Source organism: Gaoshiqia sediminis, from assembly GCF_025907915.1.
In the GTDB taxonomy this organism is placed as follows: Bacteria; Bacteroidota; Bacteroidia; order Bacteroidales; family Prolixibacteraceae; genus Gaoshiqia; species Gaoshiqia sediminis.
In genome coordinates, this window is the sequence record NZ_JAPAAF010000008.1 from 21,362 (window position 1) to 39,237 (window position 17,876).

A 17,876-nucleotide genomic window follows, 5' to 3' on the forward strand; every position below is an offset into this window, starting at 1 on the left:
CAAAATTATACGTTTTTGTGTTTAAACAGTGGTTTTATGTTTGTCAGTTGCGAAATAATACGTTTCAGCAAACACTACTTGTATAGCGGAATCTCCATAAAGAAAGTTGTTCCGCGTTCAATCTCAGTTTCGAACCATATCCTGCCCCGGAACGTCTCCGTAATCTTTTTAACGATGGCCAACCCAAGTCCCATACCGCTGGTTTTGGTGGTAAAGTTGGGCTGAAACATTTGCTGCCGGATTGCTTCCGGAATGCCAACCCCATTATCCTCCACCGAGATGATGGCAACCTCATCGTCCTTTTGAAGACTAACCGTAACTTGCCCTTTTCGTTTTGGAGGAATGGACTGGATTGCATTCTTAACCAGGTTTACCACGGCTCTCGAAACCTGTTCCTTGTCGGCAAAAACCAGCACATAATCAAGCCCGTTTAGTTCCAACCGGAACTTTGTTTGATGGCTCGATTCGAATAACTCGGCCACATGCCGGAGGCGTTCGGACAGGTTGAAGACCTCATTCCTGGCCTTGGGTATTTTTGCGAAATTGGAGAACTCGGTGGCAATATCCGAGAGAGTGTCAATTTGTTCGATCAAGGTTCGCGTCACCCGGTCAAAATATTCGTCATAATGGGCGCTATTTTCGGCCTTTGCCCGCTGTAAGTATTGAATATTCAACTTCATGGGGGTAAGCGGATTCTTGATCTCGTGAGCGATTTGCTTGGCCATCTCACGCCAGGCCAGCTCCCGTTCGGTACGGGCCAGCAGTTCGGCGCTGTCGGCCAGTTCTTCCACTTTCCGGTTGTATTCCTGCACCAGGGCGCCAATTTCATCGTCGCGCTGGTAAGTAATTTGTTCATTTTTCTTATCCAGCTGAATGCCTTTCAGTTTTTCGCGGATCAAACTGAGCGGACGCGTAATTTGGTTGGCCAACAAAACCGCCACGAGCACACTAGCAAAAAAGAGCAAAACATACAAGTTGATAAAGGCAACGATGAAGGTGGAAACCTCTTGTTTGAGCTTATCGCCACGGGTAAAATACGGCAGGTTGATAAAACCAAGGTACTCCCCTTTATTGTTGATAATGGGTTCGTAAATCGACAAAAAAGACAGATTACCAATACTTTCTGGCTGCATATAACTAATCTGGTAATTTTCCGTCAACTCGTAAAAAGCCTGCGCATCCATGCGAGTTGAAATAATCCCCCGATTAATAATTTCGGGTCGCGAGGAAGCAATCATTTCCCCGTCGATACCATAAATGTTGATGTCGGTCCTGAAAATATTGGAAAGATCATTCAGCTCGCGCCACAGCCAGCTTTCCACGTCCACGGTAAACTCATCCACCTCACTCAACCGAAGGTTTATTTCTTCGGCAATCGATTTCATCTTTTCATTCAGGTCGTCCTGGTGCTTGTTTTCGTACTCACGAATATTGTAATAAATGGTACCACCCGCCACCACAAGCAACGAAAGCAACACCACCGCAATAATAGAAGCCTGAATGCGGAACTTCAAGTCATAAATTAAGGCTTGCCTGCGATAGTTGGCATTACCGGCAAACACGACCACCAAAATAAAAACGAAGTAGAAGACAAATAAATACGGGAACGAAATCAGATAATCGATAAACTCGAACGAACTGGTGCTGACCAGGATGTAATTATTATTGTCCAACCGGTAAATCAGGTGGTCATATCCATCCCACTTCTTTAAAACGAACTCTTCCTTGGTGTTCCCAAGGTCATAGGTGTTGATGTAGTAATTGTACTGATAGTCGCCACTTAGGTACACCAGGTCGTTGTTGAAATATTTGGCATAGGAAAACTGCCGGTAACGTTCGGGCTTTTGCAACGACCTGTCCAATAACAGTTCGGGAAACCCGGCTCCTTCGGGCAGCAATTTCGATTTCAATTCAATAAAGACAGAAATGCCCAGCGAGTCGGACGAAAGCGGGTAAAATAACTTTCCAAAGTACGAAATTCGCCCGTTCATGTTATCCAGGTAATAAAAATTGGTACCTGGAATTTGTGTGCCATAATCCGCAATCATTTCATCAAAAAACGGGAAGCAAGGCACCAGTCGGTTGTCAGGCTGCACCAGTAAACTATCCGATCCGTCGCAAACGGTAATCTGACTGTCATATTTCCGGAAATAACCACTGAAATATTGATGGACAATATACTCTTCAAGGTGCGAGTAAGACGATGACAACAGGTAGGGAATCACCGAATCCGTGCTCATTTCCTGCTGCATCTCGGTTAAAAAAACTTCGGCTGCCGGGTCGTGTTCCGAATACAAATTAATCGCCATCAACTGCTGAATTTGTTGCCGCCGGTTATTGTTATGATTTTGAATGATAATCAGCGTAAAAAAAGTATACAACGACACGAAGTAGATCAGGAAGGAAAGCGAAAAGCGCTTGAGCTGGGTTTTTTGCAGGACCAAAACCGAAAAATTGGTGATCAGAAACAGGCACAGCGCATACAGATTGACATTCCGAACCCAAATGGCCAGGATAACTGACCCCATAAGCAGAAAGGCATGAACCAGCAAGAACCGTCGCCGGGGCAGATGAACTTCGCTTGCTTCAACCACCTTCAGATTGATAATGAAAGCCGAAAAAAACAGCAAGGCAATGATTAGGTAGCCCACCAGGCTGTATTGGTTGATGTTGTCGATCCGGTTAAGCTGAAACGAGAAGCTGCTGTTCCGGATCAAGTTTTGCACCAAGAAGTTGACCAACAAATAAAACAAGGCAATAAATCCATAAGCTACCACCAGTTCGTAGGTTTTCTTCTTCTTGGAGAAGATAAAATCCTTGGCAAAATTGAGGCTCCAAAAAAAGATCAGAATGGTGAGCAGTAATAAATCACCCAGCGATGGCAACCAAAAAGAATAGGCGTACAAGGAAGGTGAAAACACGTCGAAAGCATAACAAACACTGGGGAACCGAAACAGAATACGAAGCCAGTAAAACCCAAAAAGCGATAATCCCAACACCGCCACCCGCAAAATAAAATGTTCGTGCCGGTATTGCTTAAACATCACCCGGGCAAAAAGAAACAAAGCCAGCAGACCAAACCCAAACAAAACAGAAGGCAAGTAAAGCCGTGCGTGCGGACAGTGGATTTTTCCCGACGGTACCAGCGAAAGCAGGTACTTCCCGTCCCGGTCGTGTACAGGAAGCGCATACGACGAATTCGTCAGCCTGATCGAATAGTTTGCAGGTATTGAAAACGCCTCGGCAAACTTATTTTCAATAAACTCGTTCTCAATGGCATAGCTGTCTTTTAAATGAATCAGCCCAATAACAGAATAGCCTCCGGCCTTTCGAACCGCGCTGTAATAAATCCCGTTCGGTAAGAACTGTACATTTGCATTGCTCAACTGGCGGATAAAGCGCCCGGCAAACGAAAACCGGTTGTTCGACCAGAACAGCAATTGGCTCTGATAGGTAATTAAGAATCCCATTCCTTGCTCGCCAAACAATGGCAACAAGTCGTTAAAGGCAGTTTGAAAATTACCGTCAAAATCATCCCGTTCAATCGTTGTCGCTATTTCATCCAGCTTTTCGTCCAGCGAAATTTGTTTCTGGTGAAGCCGTTGTTCGAAATTTTTCGCCACTTTGGTTTCCTGTTCCGGATGGAGCAGACGGTTTTCGACGATAAAACCCAACACAAAAAATGAAGCGGCAAGCAGGAGGAGCAGGTATTTTTTCAGTTTTTCCATGAGTTGGCCCGGTTATTATTCGTGGTGGTACGGCTCACCTTTCAGGATCGACAAGGCCCGGTAAAGTTGTTCGCTAAAGATCAACCGCACCATCTGGTGCGAGAAAGTCATCTTCGACAAACTAATCTTCCCGGTGGCTGCTTCGTAAACCTTTCCTGAAAAACCGTATGGTCCCCCAATGGCAAATACCAGGGTTTTTGTTCCACCGAGCATTTTTTTCTCCAAAAACCGTGCAAATTCGGTGGAGCGAAACTGCTTTCCGTGCTCGTCCAGCAAAATCAGCTCATCGCCGGGTTTCAACTGGGCCAGCAACAATTCACCCTCTTTTTCTTTTTGCTGATCTTCAGATAACTTCCGGGTATTCCGAATATCGGGCAGCGCCAGGTACTCAAAAGGTAAATAATGCGGAATACGTTTGTGGAAGATGTCAATTCCTTCCTGCAAATAGTCTTTGTCTGTCTTCCCGATCACAATTAGCCTAACTTTCATAGGGAGTTTCTAAGTCGAATTTTGTTACCTTTACAAAGTTATGCAACCAAAGCCAGTATCCTTCCGATAATTGGTACAATTTATGCAGGTTGCCATTGTGTTCCTAAAATAGTAAAAATGAAAAGGATAATTTACAGGACCCTGATTTTTACATTTGCATTTGTTTTTGCAGGATTGCAACTCTTTGCCCAGATACCCGATGAGGTGGTATTGAGTTTAAAAACAGGCAACGCCAGCACCCTGTCGTCTTATTTCAACCAAAACATTGAAATGGTGGTGCTTGATCAGGATGATGTGTACAGTAAGGCGCAGGCACAGCAAATTGTGACCAATTTTTTCAGTCAGCATAAAGCACAAGGATTCAGCATCATTCACCAGGGAGGAAAAGAAGGTGCCAAATACGCCATCGGCAATTTATCCACTAACCAAGGCACCTTCCGGGTATATTTTTTATTGAAAAATGACGGAGAAAAAGCATACATCCACCAATTGAGAATTGAAAAACAATAGTGCCAATGGCCAATCGTTATCACCGGGTAAAACGATTTTCTCAGCGATTGATGATCCGGGCGCGAAAAGTCAGTTTTCCCGGGTTTGACAAAATCCCACTATATGATGTCCTTCTATTTTTCTACCGGAGCATCGTTAACGGGGCAATTACCACGCGCGCGTCGGCCATTGCGTTTAGCTTTTTTTTGGCGCTCTTTCCGGCTATTATCTTTATTTTTACGCTTATTCCGTACATTCCTATCGAAGATTTTCAGGAAGAGCTGTTTCTACTGATTCGCGATTTTCTACCCACCCATACTTTTTTGGTAGTTGAAGAAACCATTCAGGACATTCTCACCCGCCAACGAGGTGGTTTGTTGTCACTGGGTTTTTTCATGGCACTGATTTTCTCCACCAACGGACTGGCCTCCATGATGAGCGCTTTTGACGCCTCGCTGCATAGCTTCGAAAGTCGCACTTGGTACGGGCAACGTCTGGTTGCCTTATTGTTGCTGGCTATCCTTTCGGTGTTGCTCACCATTGCCATTACGGTAATTACTGTGGGCCAATTTGCTATTAACTACCTGGACCAGCACGGACTGCTTGGCAGCCACTTCACGTATTATTTGCTATCAATCGGCAAATGGATTGTCGTGGTCGCTCTGTTCTTCTTTGCCTATTCGTCGCTCTATTTCTTCGCACCGACAAAAAAAACACGCTGGCGGTTTATCTCGGCAGGAGGCACCCTGGCGACCATTCTCAGCATAATTGTATTGGTTGGATTTGGGTACTACATCACCAACTTCAGCCAGTACAACAAACTTTATGGCTCCATCGGAACCCTTTTGGTAGTATTGTTACTGTTCTATATCATGTCATTGATTTTACTGATCGGCTTTGAGCTGAACGCCAGCCTGAGTGCGGCACGCAGGAAAGCCTCCACCCTGAGACGGGAAATGGAATTGCAGGAACTGGAAGAACGGTTGGATTTTTGACTATTTGCCCATCTTGAAAAGCAGCTCTTTTTCTTCTTTGGTCAGCGAGTCGTAACCCGATTTACTGATTTTGTCGAGCACCCGGTTGATTTCTTCCTGTTTCAGATTTCTCCGCCGGTTAAATTCCAGATCATCGTGTTTGCCCCGATAACTCACCTGAATCCGTTGTTTGGGCTTATACAATTTCACCAGTGAATCAGTCAGGCTGGTAAGCCATTTGGTCAGGTCCGTTCCATTTCGGTAAGCCACCACAAACACAAAACCCAGGCATGCCCCACCCAAATGGGCCAGGTTTCCGCCTGCGTTCGACGAAGCAATCCCGATCACATACATCAGCAGCGAAACCAAGGCCACATGCTTCATCTTCACCGATCCGATAAACAGCAGGCTGATGGTATGGTTTGGCGCATAAGTGGCCACCGCGGCAATAATCGCCAGCACCGAAGCCGAGGCGCCCAGTAATTGTGAAAACACAACCACTTCGGTAAATGCCGGGAACAGGTTATAACCAACCAAGAAAAACAGGCCACCCGCCAGTCCGCCAAGCAGATAAATGCTCAGCAACTTCTTTTCGTCAAAGTAGAACAGGAAAATCTTCCCCATCCAGTACAACCACAAGACGTTGAACAGAATGTGCAAAAAGCTGAAATGCAAAAACATGTACGACACAAGAGTCCACGGACGGGATTGCAGTTGGTGCATGTCGGCAGGCAGTGCCAGCCAGTTCAGCAGCGAGAAATCTTCATTCAGTAAAAAGAAGAAAACATTCAGAATACGTATAAACAGGAAAACGCCAATATTGACGTAAATCAATCGGGTGAGCACCGATCCCTTTTTGAAAGATTCCTTTATTTCGTCAGCAATGTTCATTGGTTAATAGAAGTTGCGGCTGTTTTTGTTCCAGTATTTTATTAATAAGAAGCCAAACAACATGCCCCCCAAATGGGCAAAATGGGCCACGTTGCTTCCCGGGCGAGCCAAACCAAGATAAAGCTCCAGCAAACCATAACCGATGACAAAATACTTGGCTTTGATCGGGATGGGCGGGAACAGCAGCATCAATTGCGTGTTGGGGAACAGCATCCCAAAGCCCAGCAACACCCCAAAAACAGCGCCCGAAGCTCCAACCGTGGGAACGTTCAGCAACATGTTCAGATTTCCAGCCAGTGGGTCGGTAAAGTTCTTTCCCTGCAACCACACATCACGCCCCTGTTGCATTACCATGTCAATCTGCTCCGGGTTCATCTTCGAAATTACCGACTGATATTCGATGAAGTTTACGAACATGTGCAACGCGGCAGCCCCCAGCCCGGTGACAAAATAGTAAATAAAGAAACGCTTCGGGCCCCAAACGCTCTCCAGAATCCGTCCGAACATCCATAGGGCAAACATATTGAACAACAAGTGGGTAAATCCTCCGTGCATAAACAGGTGCGTAACCAGCTGATACGGTTTAAAAGCCGGCGAAGCAATATAATGCAAACCCAGGGTGGAGGTCAGGTTGATACCGCGCATACTCATTACGTAAGTAGCCAACAGCATGAGCACATTGATGATGATCAGGTTTTTTACAACCGGTGGGATATTCCCAAACATGGGTCTGTTATTGTACATAGTCGAAATTTTTAGTTGTGCCCACAAGAGCCACGCCAAAATAACTTTTCACGGCAAATTAAACAAATGCCGTCAAATTGTCACTTCAGCAGCTTTTCAAATTGCTCCACCGGCATGATGGTCAACACGTGTTTTCCGGCGGGCGAAAAGTTGGGTGTTGAACAAGCAAACAACTGATCAATGAGTTGGTTTATTTCTTCCGGTTTCATCGCATAACCATAGGGAATTGCCGAGGCACGCGCCAACGAGGCCGCTACTTTTTCGCGGGCCTTTTCTTTTAAGTCCACGGCGGTGCTTTTCATATCCTCCAGCAAGCTTTCAATAATTTCCAGGGGCGACGAATTGTCGAGCATGCCGGGCGTTCCGTTAATGATGAAGCTGTTGGCGCCAAACTCGCGCACATCAAACCCCAGCGATTTCAGGTCATCGAGTACCGAGCGCAGCAATTCGGCATCAGCTGCATTCAACTCAAAGGTATGCGGGAAAAGCTGCTGCTGGCTGGCAATTTCTTGGCTGTCTAACACAGCCATAAAACTCTCGAAAAGAATGCGTTCGTGGGCTCTTTTCTGGTCAATCACCATCAAACCCGATTTTACCGGGGTCAGAATGTACTTATTTTTAAACTGAAAACAGGTCTTTCCCGAAAATGCTTCCTCATGTTTAATCTCGATGGATTCTTCCCGCTTTTCTTCCGGAATGACGAGCGGTGCATTATCTTCCTTGTCGTCCTCAAAATCCCGGTAAAGCGTCTCCCAATATTTTACCTGTTCCTGCTTTGGTGAAGTATACGAACTGCCTGCAGAGAAATTTACCGAACTTCGTTTTTCAACTTCAAACGGATTGTAGGTAGGATCGACCTGTATTTTCGGCGGAGCAATTCCTTCACGGCTTTTGGGGGCAATGGGAATATCAATACTGCCTGCCTGATCAAAATCAATTGACGGCACGACATTAAACTTGCCCAGCGCTTCGCGCACCGAGGCCTGAATGATTTGCCAGATGGCCATTTCATTCTCAAACTTGATCTCGGTTTTCGTCGGGTGAATGTTGATGTCGATAGATTCGGGATCAACATCGAAATACAGAAAATACGAGGGGAAACTTTCAGGCGGCAAAATCTTTTCATAGGCTTGCATGATGGCCCGGTGAAAAAACGGGTGTTTCATAAAGCGGTTGTTCACAAAAAAGAATTGTTCGCCAAATGTTTTCCGGGCATATTTGGGTTGACCGATGTAGCCTTTTATCTTGACCAGCGATGTCTCCGTATCTACGGGAATAAGGCTTTGGCTGATATTTTTTCCGAAGATGGCGACAATGCGTTTGCGGATATTGTCATCCTTCCCTAATTCGTAAACAGATTGCTGGTTGTGAATCAGCGAAATACCTATCTCCGGGTTGGCCAGCGAAATACGCTGCACCTCGTTAATGATTTGTTTCAGCTCGGTTGAATTGGCCTTTAAAAACTTACGCCGTGCCGGAACGTTAAAAAACAGGTTTTTCACCAGGAAGTTGGTGCCCGCCGTGCAGCTGCCGGCTTCCTGGGCAATCACTTTCGATCCGTTGATGTGGATGAAGGTTCCGATCTCCTGATCATGTTGCCGGGTGTGCAGTTCCACATCGGCAATAGCGGCAATAGAGGCCAGCGCCTCACCACGAAAGCCCATTGTGCGGATCGCAAACAAATCGTTAGCCGACCTTATTTTTGAAGTCGCATGACGTTCAAAAGCCATGCGGGCATCGGTGTCCGACATGCCACAACCATTGTCGCTGACCTGGATCAGCGTGCGTCCGGCATCTTTTATGTTTATCGTGATTTGCGTTGCTCCTGCATCAATGGCGTTTTCAACCAGTTCCTTCACCACAGAGGCAGGCCGTTGAATGACTTCACCCGCGGCAATCTGGTTGGCTACCGAATCAGGAAGCAGTTGAATAATATCTGGCACGGAATTGCGTTAAAATTTTAAAATCAGGTAAACAGCCAAGCTCAAAATGATAATCAGGAAAATTAAACGGGTATTGGAACGTTTTCTGGCCTCTTCCGCTGTTTTGGAAGAGCCGCCCATGGCCCGCCGGAACTGGCCGCGAATATTGGGCCGTCGATTGGGGTTCCATTCCTTTTTCTCGTGAATCCCCAATTCCCGTTTAATGCGATCTTCCCGGTTCTCCATCTCTTCCTTTTCCGGATCGTAATAGCGGTAAGGAATATTGAAACGGTGGGACTTGGGTGTATGGAAAAACTTTCCGATCATGGCTAAATTTGTTTATTGACCTACAAAAATACAAAAACCAACCCACATAGCGAAATAAGCTTCCGGCAAAAACCTCCCTGCAACCCAAGAACCAAGCCAGCCTCAATTTAATTGATTTTATGTCCGCACTTCTTGCAATACACAGCGTCGTCATCGTGCTGGTCGTAGAGGCATTCGGGGCAAACCTGCGTGTTATTGCTGCGGGAAGTTCTTATCATTTCGGAAGTGACAATCCCCGTGGGAACGGCAATAATGGCATAGCCCACAATCATCACCATGCTGGCCAAAAATTGTCCGGTAGCTGTTTGCGGCGAAATATCACCGTAGCCAACCGTAGTCATGGTTACAATGGCCCAGTAAATGCCTGTGGGAATACTTTTAAACCCATTTTCGGGGCCTTCGATCAGATACATCAATGTTCCTACAATTAACACCATGTTGATGACCGAAAACAAAAAAACGAAAATCTTTTCTCGGCTATTCCGCAAAGCTCTGGCCAGGTTTCGCCCGGCTAAGGTGTAGCGGTTCAATTTGAGTATACGGAACACCCGGAGCAAACGGATGGCACGGATGACCATCAGACTGTGACTGCCAACAACAAACAAACTCAGGTAGGTGGGCAACACAGCCAACAAATCAATAATCCCGTAAAAGCTGAAAATATACTTCTGCGGTTTTACCACGATCAGCACACGTAAACTATATTCGACGGTGAAGATACCGGTGATCACCCATTCCAAAACATTTAATACGTGCCGGTATTCTTTGCTGATTGCTGGTACGCTCTCCAGCATCACCAGAATGATACTGGCAAGGATAATCAACAACAGACTGATATCAAAGATCTTTCCACCTCTTGAGTCTGCCTCAAAAATAACCTCATAGAGTTTTTGCTTTGCCAACATATGATCTACTTTTATTCAAAAATAGCGAAAAAACAAAGTAACAGGCCCCATTGCTTGCACGTTAATAATTGTCGGTGTAAATTTATGTTTTGTTTAAAGTCAGATAAAACCCTTTGCCCCATGATGATCAAAACTTTTGCCTCCGCCGTGCATGGCATCGATGCCACTACCATTACCATTGAAACCGATGTATCGCAGGGGATTCGGTTCTTTTTAGTCGGGCTCCCCGACAGTGCAGTCAAAGAAAGCCAGCAACGCGTTGAGTCGGCACTCCGGCTGAACGGCTTTAAATGGCCCCGGCAAAAAATCATCATCAACATGGCTCCCGCCGATCTGCGAAAGGAAGGTTCTGCCTACGATTTGCCGTTGGCCGTTGCCGTGCTGGCCGCCTCGGAACAGATTTCCCCTGAAAAACTGGAAAAATACATTTTAATGGGCGAACTATCGCTCGACGGCACTTTGCAACCCATAAAAGGCGCTCTGCCCATCGCGATTAAAGCACGGGAAGAGGGTTTTGAAGGATTCATCCTGCCCAAACAAAATGCCCGAGAAGCTGCTGTTGTTGACAAGCTAAAGGTTTACGGAGTGGAAAATATCAAAGAAGTGGTCTGTTTCTTTAACGATGAAACGGAACTGGAACCAACCCTAGTAAATACCCGCGAGGAATTTTACAAAAAGCTAAACAGCACCGATGTTGATTTTTCGGATGTGAAAGGGCAGGAAAATGTAAAACGTGCCCTTGAAATTGCAGCGGCCGGCGGCCACAATTTGATAATGATTGGTCCGCCAGGAGCCGGCAAAACCATGCTGGCCAAACGAATTCCTACCATTTTGCCACCATTCACCCTGCACGAAGCATTGGAAACCACCAAAATTCATTCGGTAGTGGGCAAAATAGACAAGGACACTTCGCTAATGACCGAACGGCCTTTCCGGGCTCCGCATCATACTATTTCTGACGTAGCCCTGGTTGGTGGCGGAACGTATCCGCAACCCGGCGAGATTTCCCTGGCCCACAACGGCGTACTTTTTTTAGACGAACTGCCCGAATTTAAACGAACGGTTTTAGAAGTGATGCGCCAGCCGTTGGAAGACAGGAAAATCACCATTTCGCGGGCCAAGTTTTCGGTTGAATACCCGGCCAGCATGATGTTGGTGGCCTCCATGAACCCCTGCCCCTGTGGGTACTACAACCATCCAACCAAGGAGTGTGTTTGTGCCCCGGGCATGGTGCCTAAATACTTGAATAAGATCTCAGGCCCACTGCTCGACCGGATTGACATTCACCTGGAAGTTGTGCCGGTTCCCTTTAAGAAATTGTCGGAATTGAGTGAAACGGAAAACAGCCACGCCATTCGCGAACGGGTCATCAAGGCCCGCGAAATCCAGTCGAAACGATACCAAAAAACCGAAGGCGTGTTTTGCAATGCGCAAATGTCGTCCCGGCAAATACGCGACTTTGTACAACTGGACCCGGCCAGCAATAATTTATTGAAAAATGCCATGGAGAAACTGGGGCTCTCGGCACGCGCTTACGACCGCATTTTGCGCGTTGCCCGTACCATTGCCGACCTCGAAGGATCGGAGCCGGTTGAAAGCCACCATATTTCCGAGGCCATCCAGTACCGGAGCCTGGACCGGGAAAGCTGGGGCACCTGAGCAGTTTTTAGCCGCGTCATTCGATCTCTTTTTCACCAACTATATGACCGCCACATCCCGGCAAATCTTTCAGTACTAATATTCAACATACCTTATAACCGGTTCATTATGAAATTAGCAGTTCGCCTGGCTGTTATTCTGATTACAGCCTTACACTTTCTTCCTTCCTGCGGAGATAAAAAGACCCAACAAACAATCGAAGTTGACAGCGGATTTACTCAATTCGTCAGCAGTTATACCAGTGGGGTAATTTCATGCAAAGCGCCCATTTTGATTACATTCAGCCAGGAGCCTCAAAACCCGGGGCAACCGGGAACAGAGGCGCCAGCTGGATTGATCTCACTGTCGCCATCCGTGAAAGGAAAAATACAATGGGTTGATAACCAAACCCTCGCCTTTTTGCCCTCTGAGCGGATGAAATCGGATGCAGCTTACACGGTGACGGTAGCTTTGGGCAAAATCCTCGATGTACCTTCGCGGGTCAATACCCTACAATTCCAGGTGAAAACGATTCGCCAATCCTTCAATGTGAACAACCTGTCCATCCGGGCTTACGACAACGAAAACCTGAAATTGCAGTTCTTGTCGGGCCAGGTTTTCACGGCCGATTTTGCAGATGAAAAACAGGTTGAAGCGTTGATCCGGGTATTGAAAAACAATCAACCGTTGTCGTTGAGTTGGACGCATGATGCGGAAGGAAAAAATCACGTCTTCCGGGCTGACAGTTTAGTCAGAATAAATGATCCGCAAAAATTGGCCATAAAATGGGATGGAGGGGCAATCGGCGATGCAAAAAAAGGCATGGAAGAAATGGAACTTCCGGCACTGGATGTTTTTAAAGTAGTTGATGTCCGGGTAGTTCAGCAGCCCGAGCAATATTTGCTGATCCGGTTTTCCGATCCGTTGCTGGCCAATCAAAATCTGGAGGGGTTGGTTTCGATCGACAAAATTGACCAATTGCGCTACCTGGTTGAAAACAATGAACTGAAAATATACGTGCCCTCCCGGTTGGCCGGCGAGCACGATGTCTATATTTCGTCCGGGATACGAAATGCGCTCAATTTCAAACTAAAAGAACCAACCACACTGCAAGTGCGCTTCGAAGACCTGAAACCTGCTGTCCGCCTGGTTGGAAAGGGCAGCCTTGTTCCCTCGTCCAACGAACTGATTTTTCCTTTTGAGGCGGTGAACCTGAATGCGGTTGATCTGCGCATCATCCAGATATTCACTCATAACATTCACCAGTTTTTTCAGCAGAACAACTATCCGGATAACTCGAACATCAAACAGGTGGGGCGCCTCGTTTTTCAAAAGAAGGTTGACCTGAATGTAGCCTCATTTTCTCAACTTAAAAACTGGAACACCTACACGGTAGATATTGCCAAACTGGTAAAAATAGAGCCAGGCGCCATTTACCGGGTTCAGTTGGGTTTCAGGAAAGATTATTCACTTTACGGTCTGGAAGAAATGCCTGCTGCGCCCCAAACCTCACCTGTTGACATGTTGGAAACGGCACAAAAGTATGAAGAGGAAATGGATGAATGGAACCATCCGGGGTGGTATTCGGATTACTACTATCCGGACGATTACGAATGGGAGGAACGCGAAAACCCGGATGAAGCATCTTATTACAATTCGGGACGTTTTGTTGCCCGGAACCTGTTTGCAACCAACCTGGGCATCATTGCCAAAGGCGGCAGTAACCAACAACTGTATTTTGCCGTCACTAACCTGAAAACCACTGCCCCCGAAACTGGAGTAAACCTGAAAATTTACAGCTTTCAGAAACAATTGATGGAAACCGTGGTCACCGGAGCGGATGGGCTGGCCAAGGTGCAACTAAAACACAAACCGTTCCTGCTCGTTGCCGAAAAAGACGGGCAACTGGCCTACCTGCGCCTGGATGATGGTTCATCCCTGTCGCTCAGCAACTTTGATGTTTCGGGCGAAGTGGTCCAAAAGGGCACTAAAGGTTACATTTACGGCGAGCGCGGTGTTTGGCGCCCCGGCGACAAAATCTTCCTCACCTTCCTGCTGGAAGACAAACAAAACAACCTGCCCGACAATCACCCGGTAATTTTTGAACTGATCAACCCCAAAGGGCAAACCGTCAGCCGACAGGTAAAAACCGCCGGAATGAATGGCTTTTACTGCTTCACAGCCGAAACCGATCCTGAAGCGCCAACCGGAAATTGGAATGCCCGGTTAAAAGTAGGCGGACAGACCTTCTCCAAACGCATCAAGGTGGAAACCGTAAAACCCAACCGGTTGAAAATCGACTTGAAGTTTGAAGCCGACCCGCTTTCAATTTACCAGGGCTATGCCAAAGGAACGCTGAAAACAGCCTGGCTTCATGGTGGCACGGCCAAAAACCTGAAAGCAAAGGTTTCGCTCAGCTTTTCAAAAACAAAAACAACCTTCGCCGGATTATTCAATTACAATTTTGACGACCCGGCCAAAGAATTTTATGCAGAAGAGCAGGCGGTTTTCAGCGGGAAAGTGGATGACAAGGGCCTGGCAAACATCAATTTCAAACTGCCGCAAATAAGCTCTGCCCCCGGCATGCTGAATGCTCATTTCAGCACACGGGTTTATGAAGAGACGGGCGATTTCAGCATCGATATGAAAACCGTTCCGTATGCGCCGTACCCATCTTTTGTGGGTGTTAAGCTACCGGCCTCCGATTCCAACTGGTACAAAATCGGCACATCGTATCCGCTCGATCTGGTCACCGTTGACTACAAAGGCCAAAAAGTTGACCGTAAAGAATTGGAAGTGACCGTTTACAAAGTGGATTGGCACTGGTGGTGGGATGCCGGCGAAGATAACCTGGCCCGCTATGTAAACAACTCATACAAAAAGCCAGTCATGCGCAAAATGGTGAGTACCGTGAACGGCACAGCCAGCATTCCACTTCAAATTAACTATACCGACTGGAATGACAGCGGGCGCTACCTCATTCATGTGAAAGACCGGGAAAGCGGGCACAGCACCGGGATCACGGCCTATTTTTCCAAGTGGGGCTACTGGGCTGCCGAGGGGATGCAACATGCGGCCACCATGCTGTCCTTCAAAACGGATAAAGAAAAATACCATACAGGCGAAAAAGTGACGGTCACCATCCCGTCGGGCAAAAACGGAAAAGCACTGGTGAGCATCGAAAACGGCTCAGACGTGCTGGATTTGTTTTGGGTGGAAACGACCGAGAAAAACACGGTTTTCAGCTTCGACACAAAACCCGAAATGGCCCCGAATATTTTTGTACACATCTCGCTGATCCAGCCGCATGCCCAGACTAAAAACGATGCGCCCATCCGGTTGTACGGAGTCATTCCCGTGCTGATTGAGGATCCAAACACACATCTGACGCCGGTCATTTCAATGCCTGACGAACTGGCGCCTGAAAAAGCATACGAGGTGAAAGTATCGGAGAAGAATGGCCAGAGAATGACTTATACGCTGGCGGTGGTCGATGAAGGCTTGCTGGACCTGACCCGCTTCAAAACACCTGATCCTTGGCCTGCATTTTATGCCCGCGAAGCGTTGGGCGTGAAAACCTGGGATTTCTACGACGATGTGATTGGCGCTTACGGCGCCCGACTGGAACGGGCTTTTGCCGTTGGTGGCGACGAAAACCTGGCCGCTGCAAAACGCAAAAAGGTAAACCGCTTCAAACCGGTTGTTTCATTTATTGGCCCCTTTACCTTGGAGAAAGGAAAAACCAGCAAACACAGCCTGCAAATGCCGAACTATGTGGGCGCTGTGCGGGTAATGGTGGTTTCCGGCAACAACGGCGCTTACGGGAACGCTGAAAAATCGGTGAAAGTGCTGAAGCCTTTGATGCTGCTGGCCACCTTGCCGCGTGTGCTTGGCCCGGGCGAAGAAGTGAAACTTCCGGTGAATGTTTTTGCCATGAAGCCCGAGGTGAAAAATGTGAAAATCAGCATTCAAACCAACGAACTGTTAACACCCCTCGGCGGAAGTTCGCGGCAAGTTCAGTTTACCGAAGTCGGCGACCAGCTGGCCGGGTTCAACCTGAAAGTGGCCGAAAAAACCGGCATTGGAAAAGTGACGGTAACAGCAGAAAGCGGCAGCCACAAAGCCAGTTACGACATTGAAATTGAAATCCGGCCTTCCAATCCACGGGTGGTCAATATGCTGGAAACCATCATTCAGCCCGGACAGAAATGGGAAACTGCGGTGCTGGCCCCGGGCATGGAAGGCACCAATACCGCCCGGCTCGAACTGTCGGGCATCCCGCCGATCGACCTGGGCCGCCGCCTCCACTACCTGATCCATTATCCGCATGGCTGCATCGAGCAGGTCACTTCGGGAGCCTTCCCGCAGCTAATGCTCAACCGCCTCACAGAAATCTCACCCGGACAAAAACAAGAAACCGAAAGCAACATCCGGGCTGCTCTCAACCTGTTCACCCGGTTTCAGTTAAATGACGGAAGTTTCGCTTACTGGCCCGGCTCGCAGCATTCTTCTTTGTGGGGGACTAATTATGCCGGCCATTTTATGTTGAAGGCAGAAGAAGCAGGTTATACCCTTCCGTTTGGCTTGAAAGAGAAATGGCTGAACTACCAGAAAAACGCGGCCCGAAACTGGCAGAGGACGAACGAATACGAGCGTTCTCCGCTCATTCAGGCATACCGGTTGTACACGCTGGCCCTGGCCCAATCGCCCGACTTTGGCGCCATGAACCGTCTGCGCGAGGAAAAAGAGCTGGACCAATTGTCGCAGTGGCGGTTGGCAGCAGCTTACGCGGTAGCTGGCCAGCCGGAGGTGGCCGAAAAGATGATCAGCAAGCTCAGCAAAACCATCAAACCATATCGTGAACTTTCAAACACCTATGGTTCTGATGCACGCGACCGGGCAATGATTTTGGAAACGCTGGCCCTGTTGAAAAAGCAAACGGAAGCATTCCCGCTGTTGACAGAACTTTCGGCCCAACTGTCATCGGATGAATGGATGAGCACACAAACCACTGCTTTTGCGCTGGTGGCCATTGCTGAATTTGCCGGTGACGGAAAGCCGGACCAAACCGCACTGAACGCGAAAGTTTCTTTCAACAAATCAATCGCTGAAACAATTTCCGCAAACAAACCGGTTTGGCAGGGCAATGTGACGTTGAAAAATAACAAGACCGCTCAGGTACAGGTGGAAAACCAAACCAGCAAGGTAATGTATGCCCGCGTGATGAGCGAGGGAATTCCGGTTACCGGCGATACCACTTCTGCCCAAAGCAACCTGTTTATGGAACTGCGTTACACCGACATGCAAGGCCAAAAAATTGACCCGGCCCGGTTAGCGCAGGGAACCGACTTCGTAGCAGAAATCAGCGTGCAAAATCCCGGACAACGCGGGATCTACAAGGAAATGGCGCTGACCACGATTTTCCCGTCGGGCTGGGAAATTATCAATGCCAGGCTGAATGATGTGGACAGTCCGCTGAAAAGCGATGCCTTCGACTATCAGGACATCCGCGACGACCGGGTGCTGACTTATTTCAGTTTGAATCCGCATGAGAGAAAAACGTTCCGTATTTTGCTGAATGCGGCCTACGAGGGTAAATTTTACCTGCCGTCCGTTCAGTGCGAAGCTATGTACGACAACCGCATCAACTCCCGCAAACCCGGCCAATGGGTGGAAATGGTGAAGTGATCTTTCACGCAAAGGCGCAAAGACGCCAGAAAAAGAAAGAAAATGACTTTGCATCTTCACACCTATGCGTGAAATGTGACA

The 17,876-nt window shown here is 47.6% G+C and carries 11 protein-coding genes; 4 read left to right on the forward strand and 7 right to left on the reverse strand.

The window, feature by feature from the left end; all coding sequences use genetic code 11:
* Positions 1 to 74 precede the first annotated feature (74 nt).
* Together N2K84_RS07825 and rlmH are read right to left on the reverse strand one after the other, a co-directional pair.
* Positions 75 to 3,728 (reverse strand): sensor histidine kinase, encoded by a 3,654-nt coding sequence (locus N2K84_RS07825; RefSeq protein ID WP_282591236.1) that lies wholly within the window; start codon positions 3,726 to 3,728, stop codon positions 75 to 77.
* Positions 3,729 to 3,743: 15 nt separating this feature from the next.
* Positions 3,744 to 4,217: a 23S rRNA (pseudouridine(1915)-N(3))-methyltransferase RlmH gene (gene rlmH, locus N2K84_RS07830; protein ID WP_282591237.1), complete on the reverse strand. Its 474-nt coding sequence runs from the start codon at positions 4,215 to 4,217 to the stop codon at positions 3,744 to 3,746.
* Positions 4,218 to 4,334: 117 nt separating this feature from the next.
* Here rlmH and N2K84_RS07835 point away from each other — a divergent pair, with 117 nt between their 5' ends.
* Together N2K84_RS07835 and N2K84_RS07840 are read left to right on the forward strand one after the other, a co-directional pair.
* Complete coding sequence (locus N2K84_RS07835; protein ID WP_282591238.1) at positions 4,335 to 4,727, forward strand: DUF4783 domain-containing protein; 393 nt, start codon at positions 4,335 to 4,337, stop codon at positions 4,725 to 4,727.
* 5 nt (positions 4,728 to 4,732) lie between these two features.
* Complete coding sequence (locus N2K84_RS07840; RefSeq protein WP_282591239.1) at positions 4,733 to 5,701, forward strand: YihY/virulence factor BrkB family protein; 969 nt, start codon at positions 4,733 to 4,735, stop codon at positions 5,699 to 5,701.
* On the opposite strand, the gene N2K84_RS07845 is transcribed toward N2K84_RS07840, so the two are convergent.
* From N2K84_RS07845 to N2K84_RS07865, 5 genes are all read right to left on the reverse strand, one after another.
* Entirely contained in the window at positions 5,702 to 6,571 is an 870-nt protein-coding gene (locus N2K84_RS07845; RefSeq protein WP_282591240.1) for a rhomboid family intramembrane serine protease, read from the reverse strand.
* Positions 6,572 to 6,574: 3 nt separating this feature from the next.
* Complete coding sequence (locus tag N2K84_RS07850; protein WP_282591241.1) at positions 6,575 to 7,315, reverse strand: rhomboid family intramembrane serine protease; 741 nt, start codon at positions 7,313 to 7,315, stop codon at positions 6,575 to 6,577.
* An 80-nt stretch (positions 7,316 to 7,395) separates the two neighbouring features.
* Positions 7,396 to 9,258 (reverse strand): DNA mismatch repair endonuclease MutL, encoded by a 1,863-nt coding sequence (gene mutL, locus N2K84_RS07855; protein WP_282591242.1) that lies wholly within the window; start codon positions 9,256 to 9,258, stop codon positions 7,396 to 7,398.
* A gap of 9 nt (positions 9,259 to 9,267) precedes the next feature.
* The gene (locus tag N2K84_RS07860) at positions 9,268 to 9,564 is read right to left on the reverse strand and encodes a hypothetical protein (protein ID WP_282591243.1); all 297 of its coding nucleotides are present in this window, start codon (positions 9,562 to 9,564) and stop codon (positions 9,268 to 9,270) included.
* A gap of 107 nt (positions 9,565 to 9,671) precedes the next feature.
* Positions 9,672 to 10,469 (reverse strand): ion transporter, encoded by a 798-nt coding sequence (locus tag N2K84_RS07865; protein ID WP_282591244.1) that lies wholly within the window; start codon positions 10,467 to 10,469, stop codon positions 9,672 to 9,674.
* Between the two features lie 120 nt (positions 10,470 to 10,589).
* On the opposite strand from N2K84_RS07865, the gene N2K84_RS07870 reads away from it, so the two are divergent.
* Together N2K84_RS07870 and N2K84_RS07875 are read left to right on the forward strand one after the other, a co-directional pair.
* Complete coding sequence (locus tag N2K84_RS07870) at positions 10,590 to 12,128, forward strand: YifB family Mg chelatase-like AAA ATPase (RefSeq protein WP_282591245.1); 1,539 nt, start codon at positions 10,590 to 10,592, stop codon at positions 12,126 to 12,128.
* 108 nt (positions 12,129 to 12,236) lie between these two features.
* Positions 12,237 to 17,795 carry an alpha-2-macroglobulin family protein gene (locus tag N2K84_RS07875; RefSeq protein WP_282591246.1) on the forward strand — a complete coding sequence of 1,853 codons (5,559 nt, stop codon included), beginning with the start codon at positions 12,237 to 12,239 and terminating at the stop codon, positions 17,793 to 17,795.
* Positions 17,796 to 17,876: the final 81 nt, after the last annotated feature.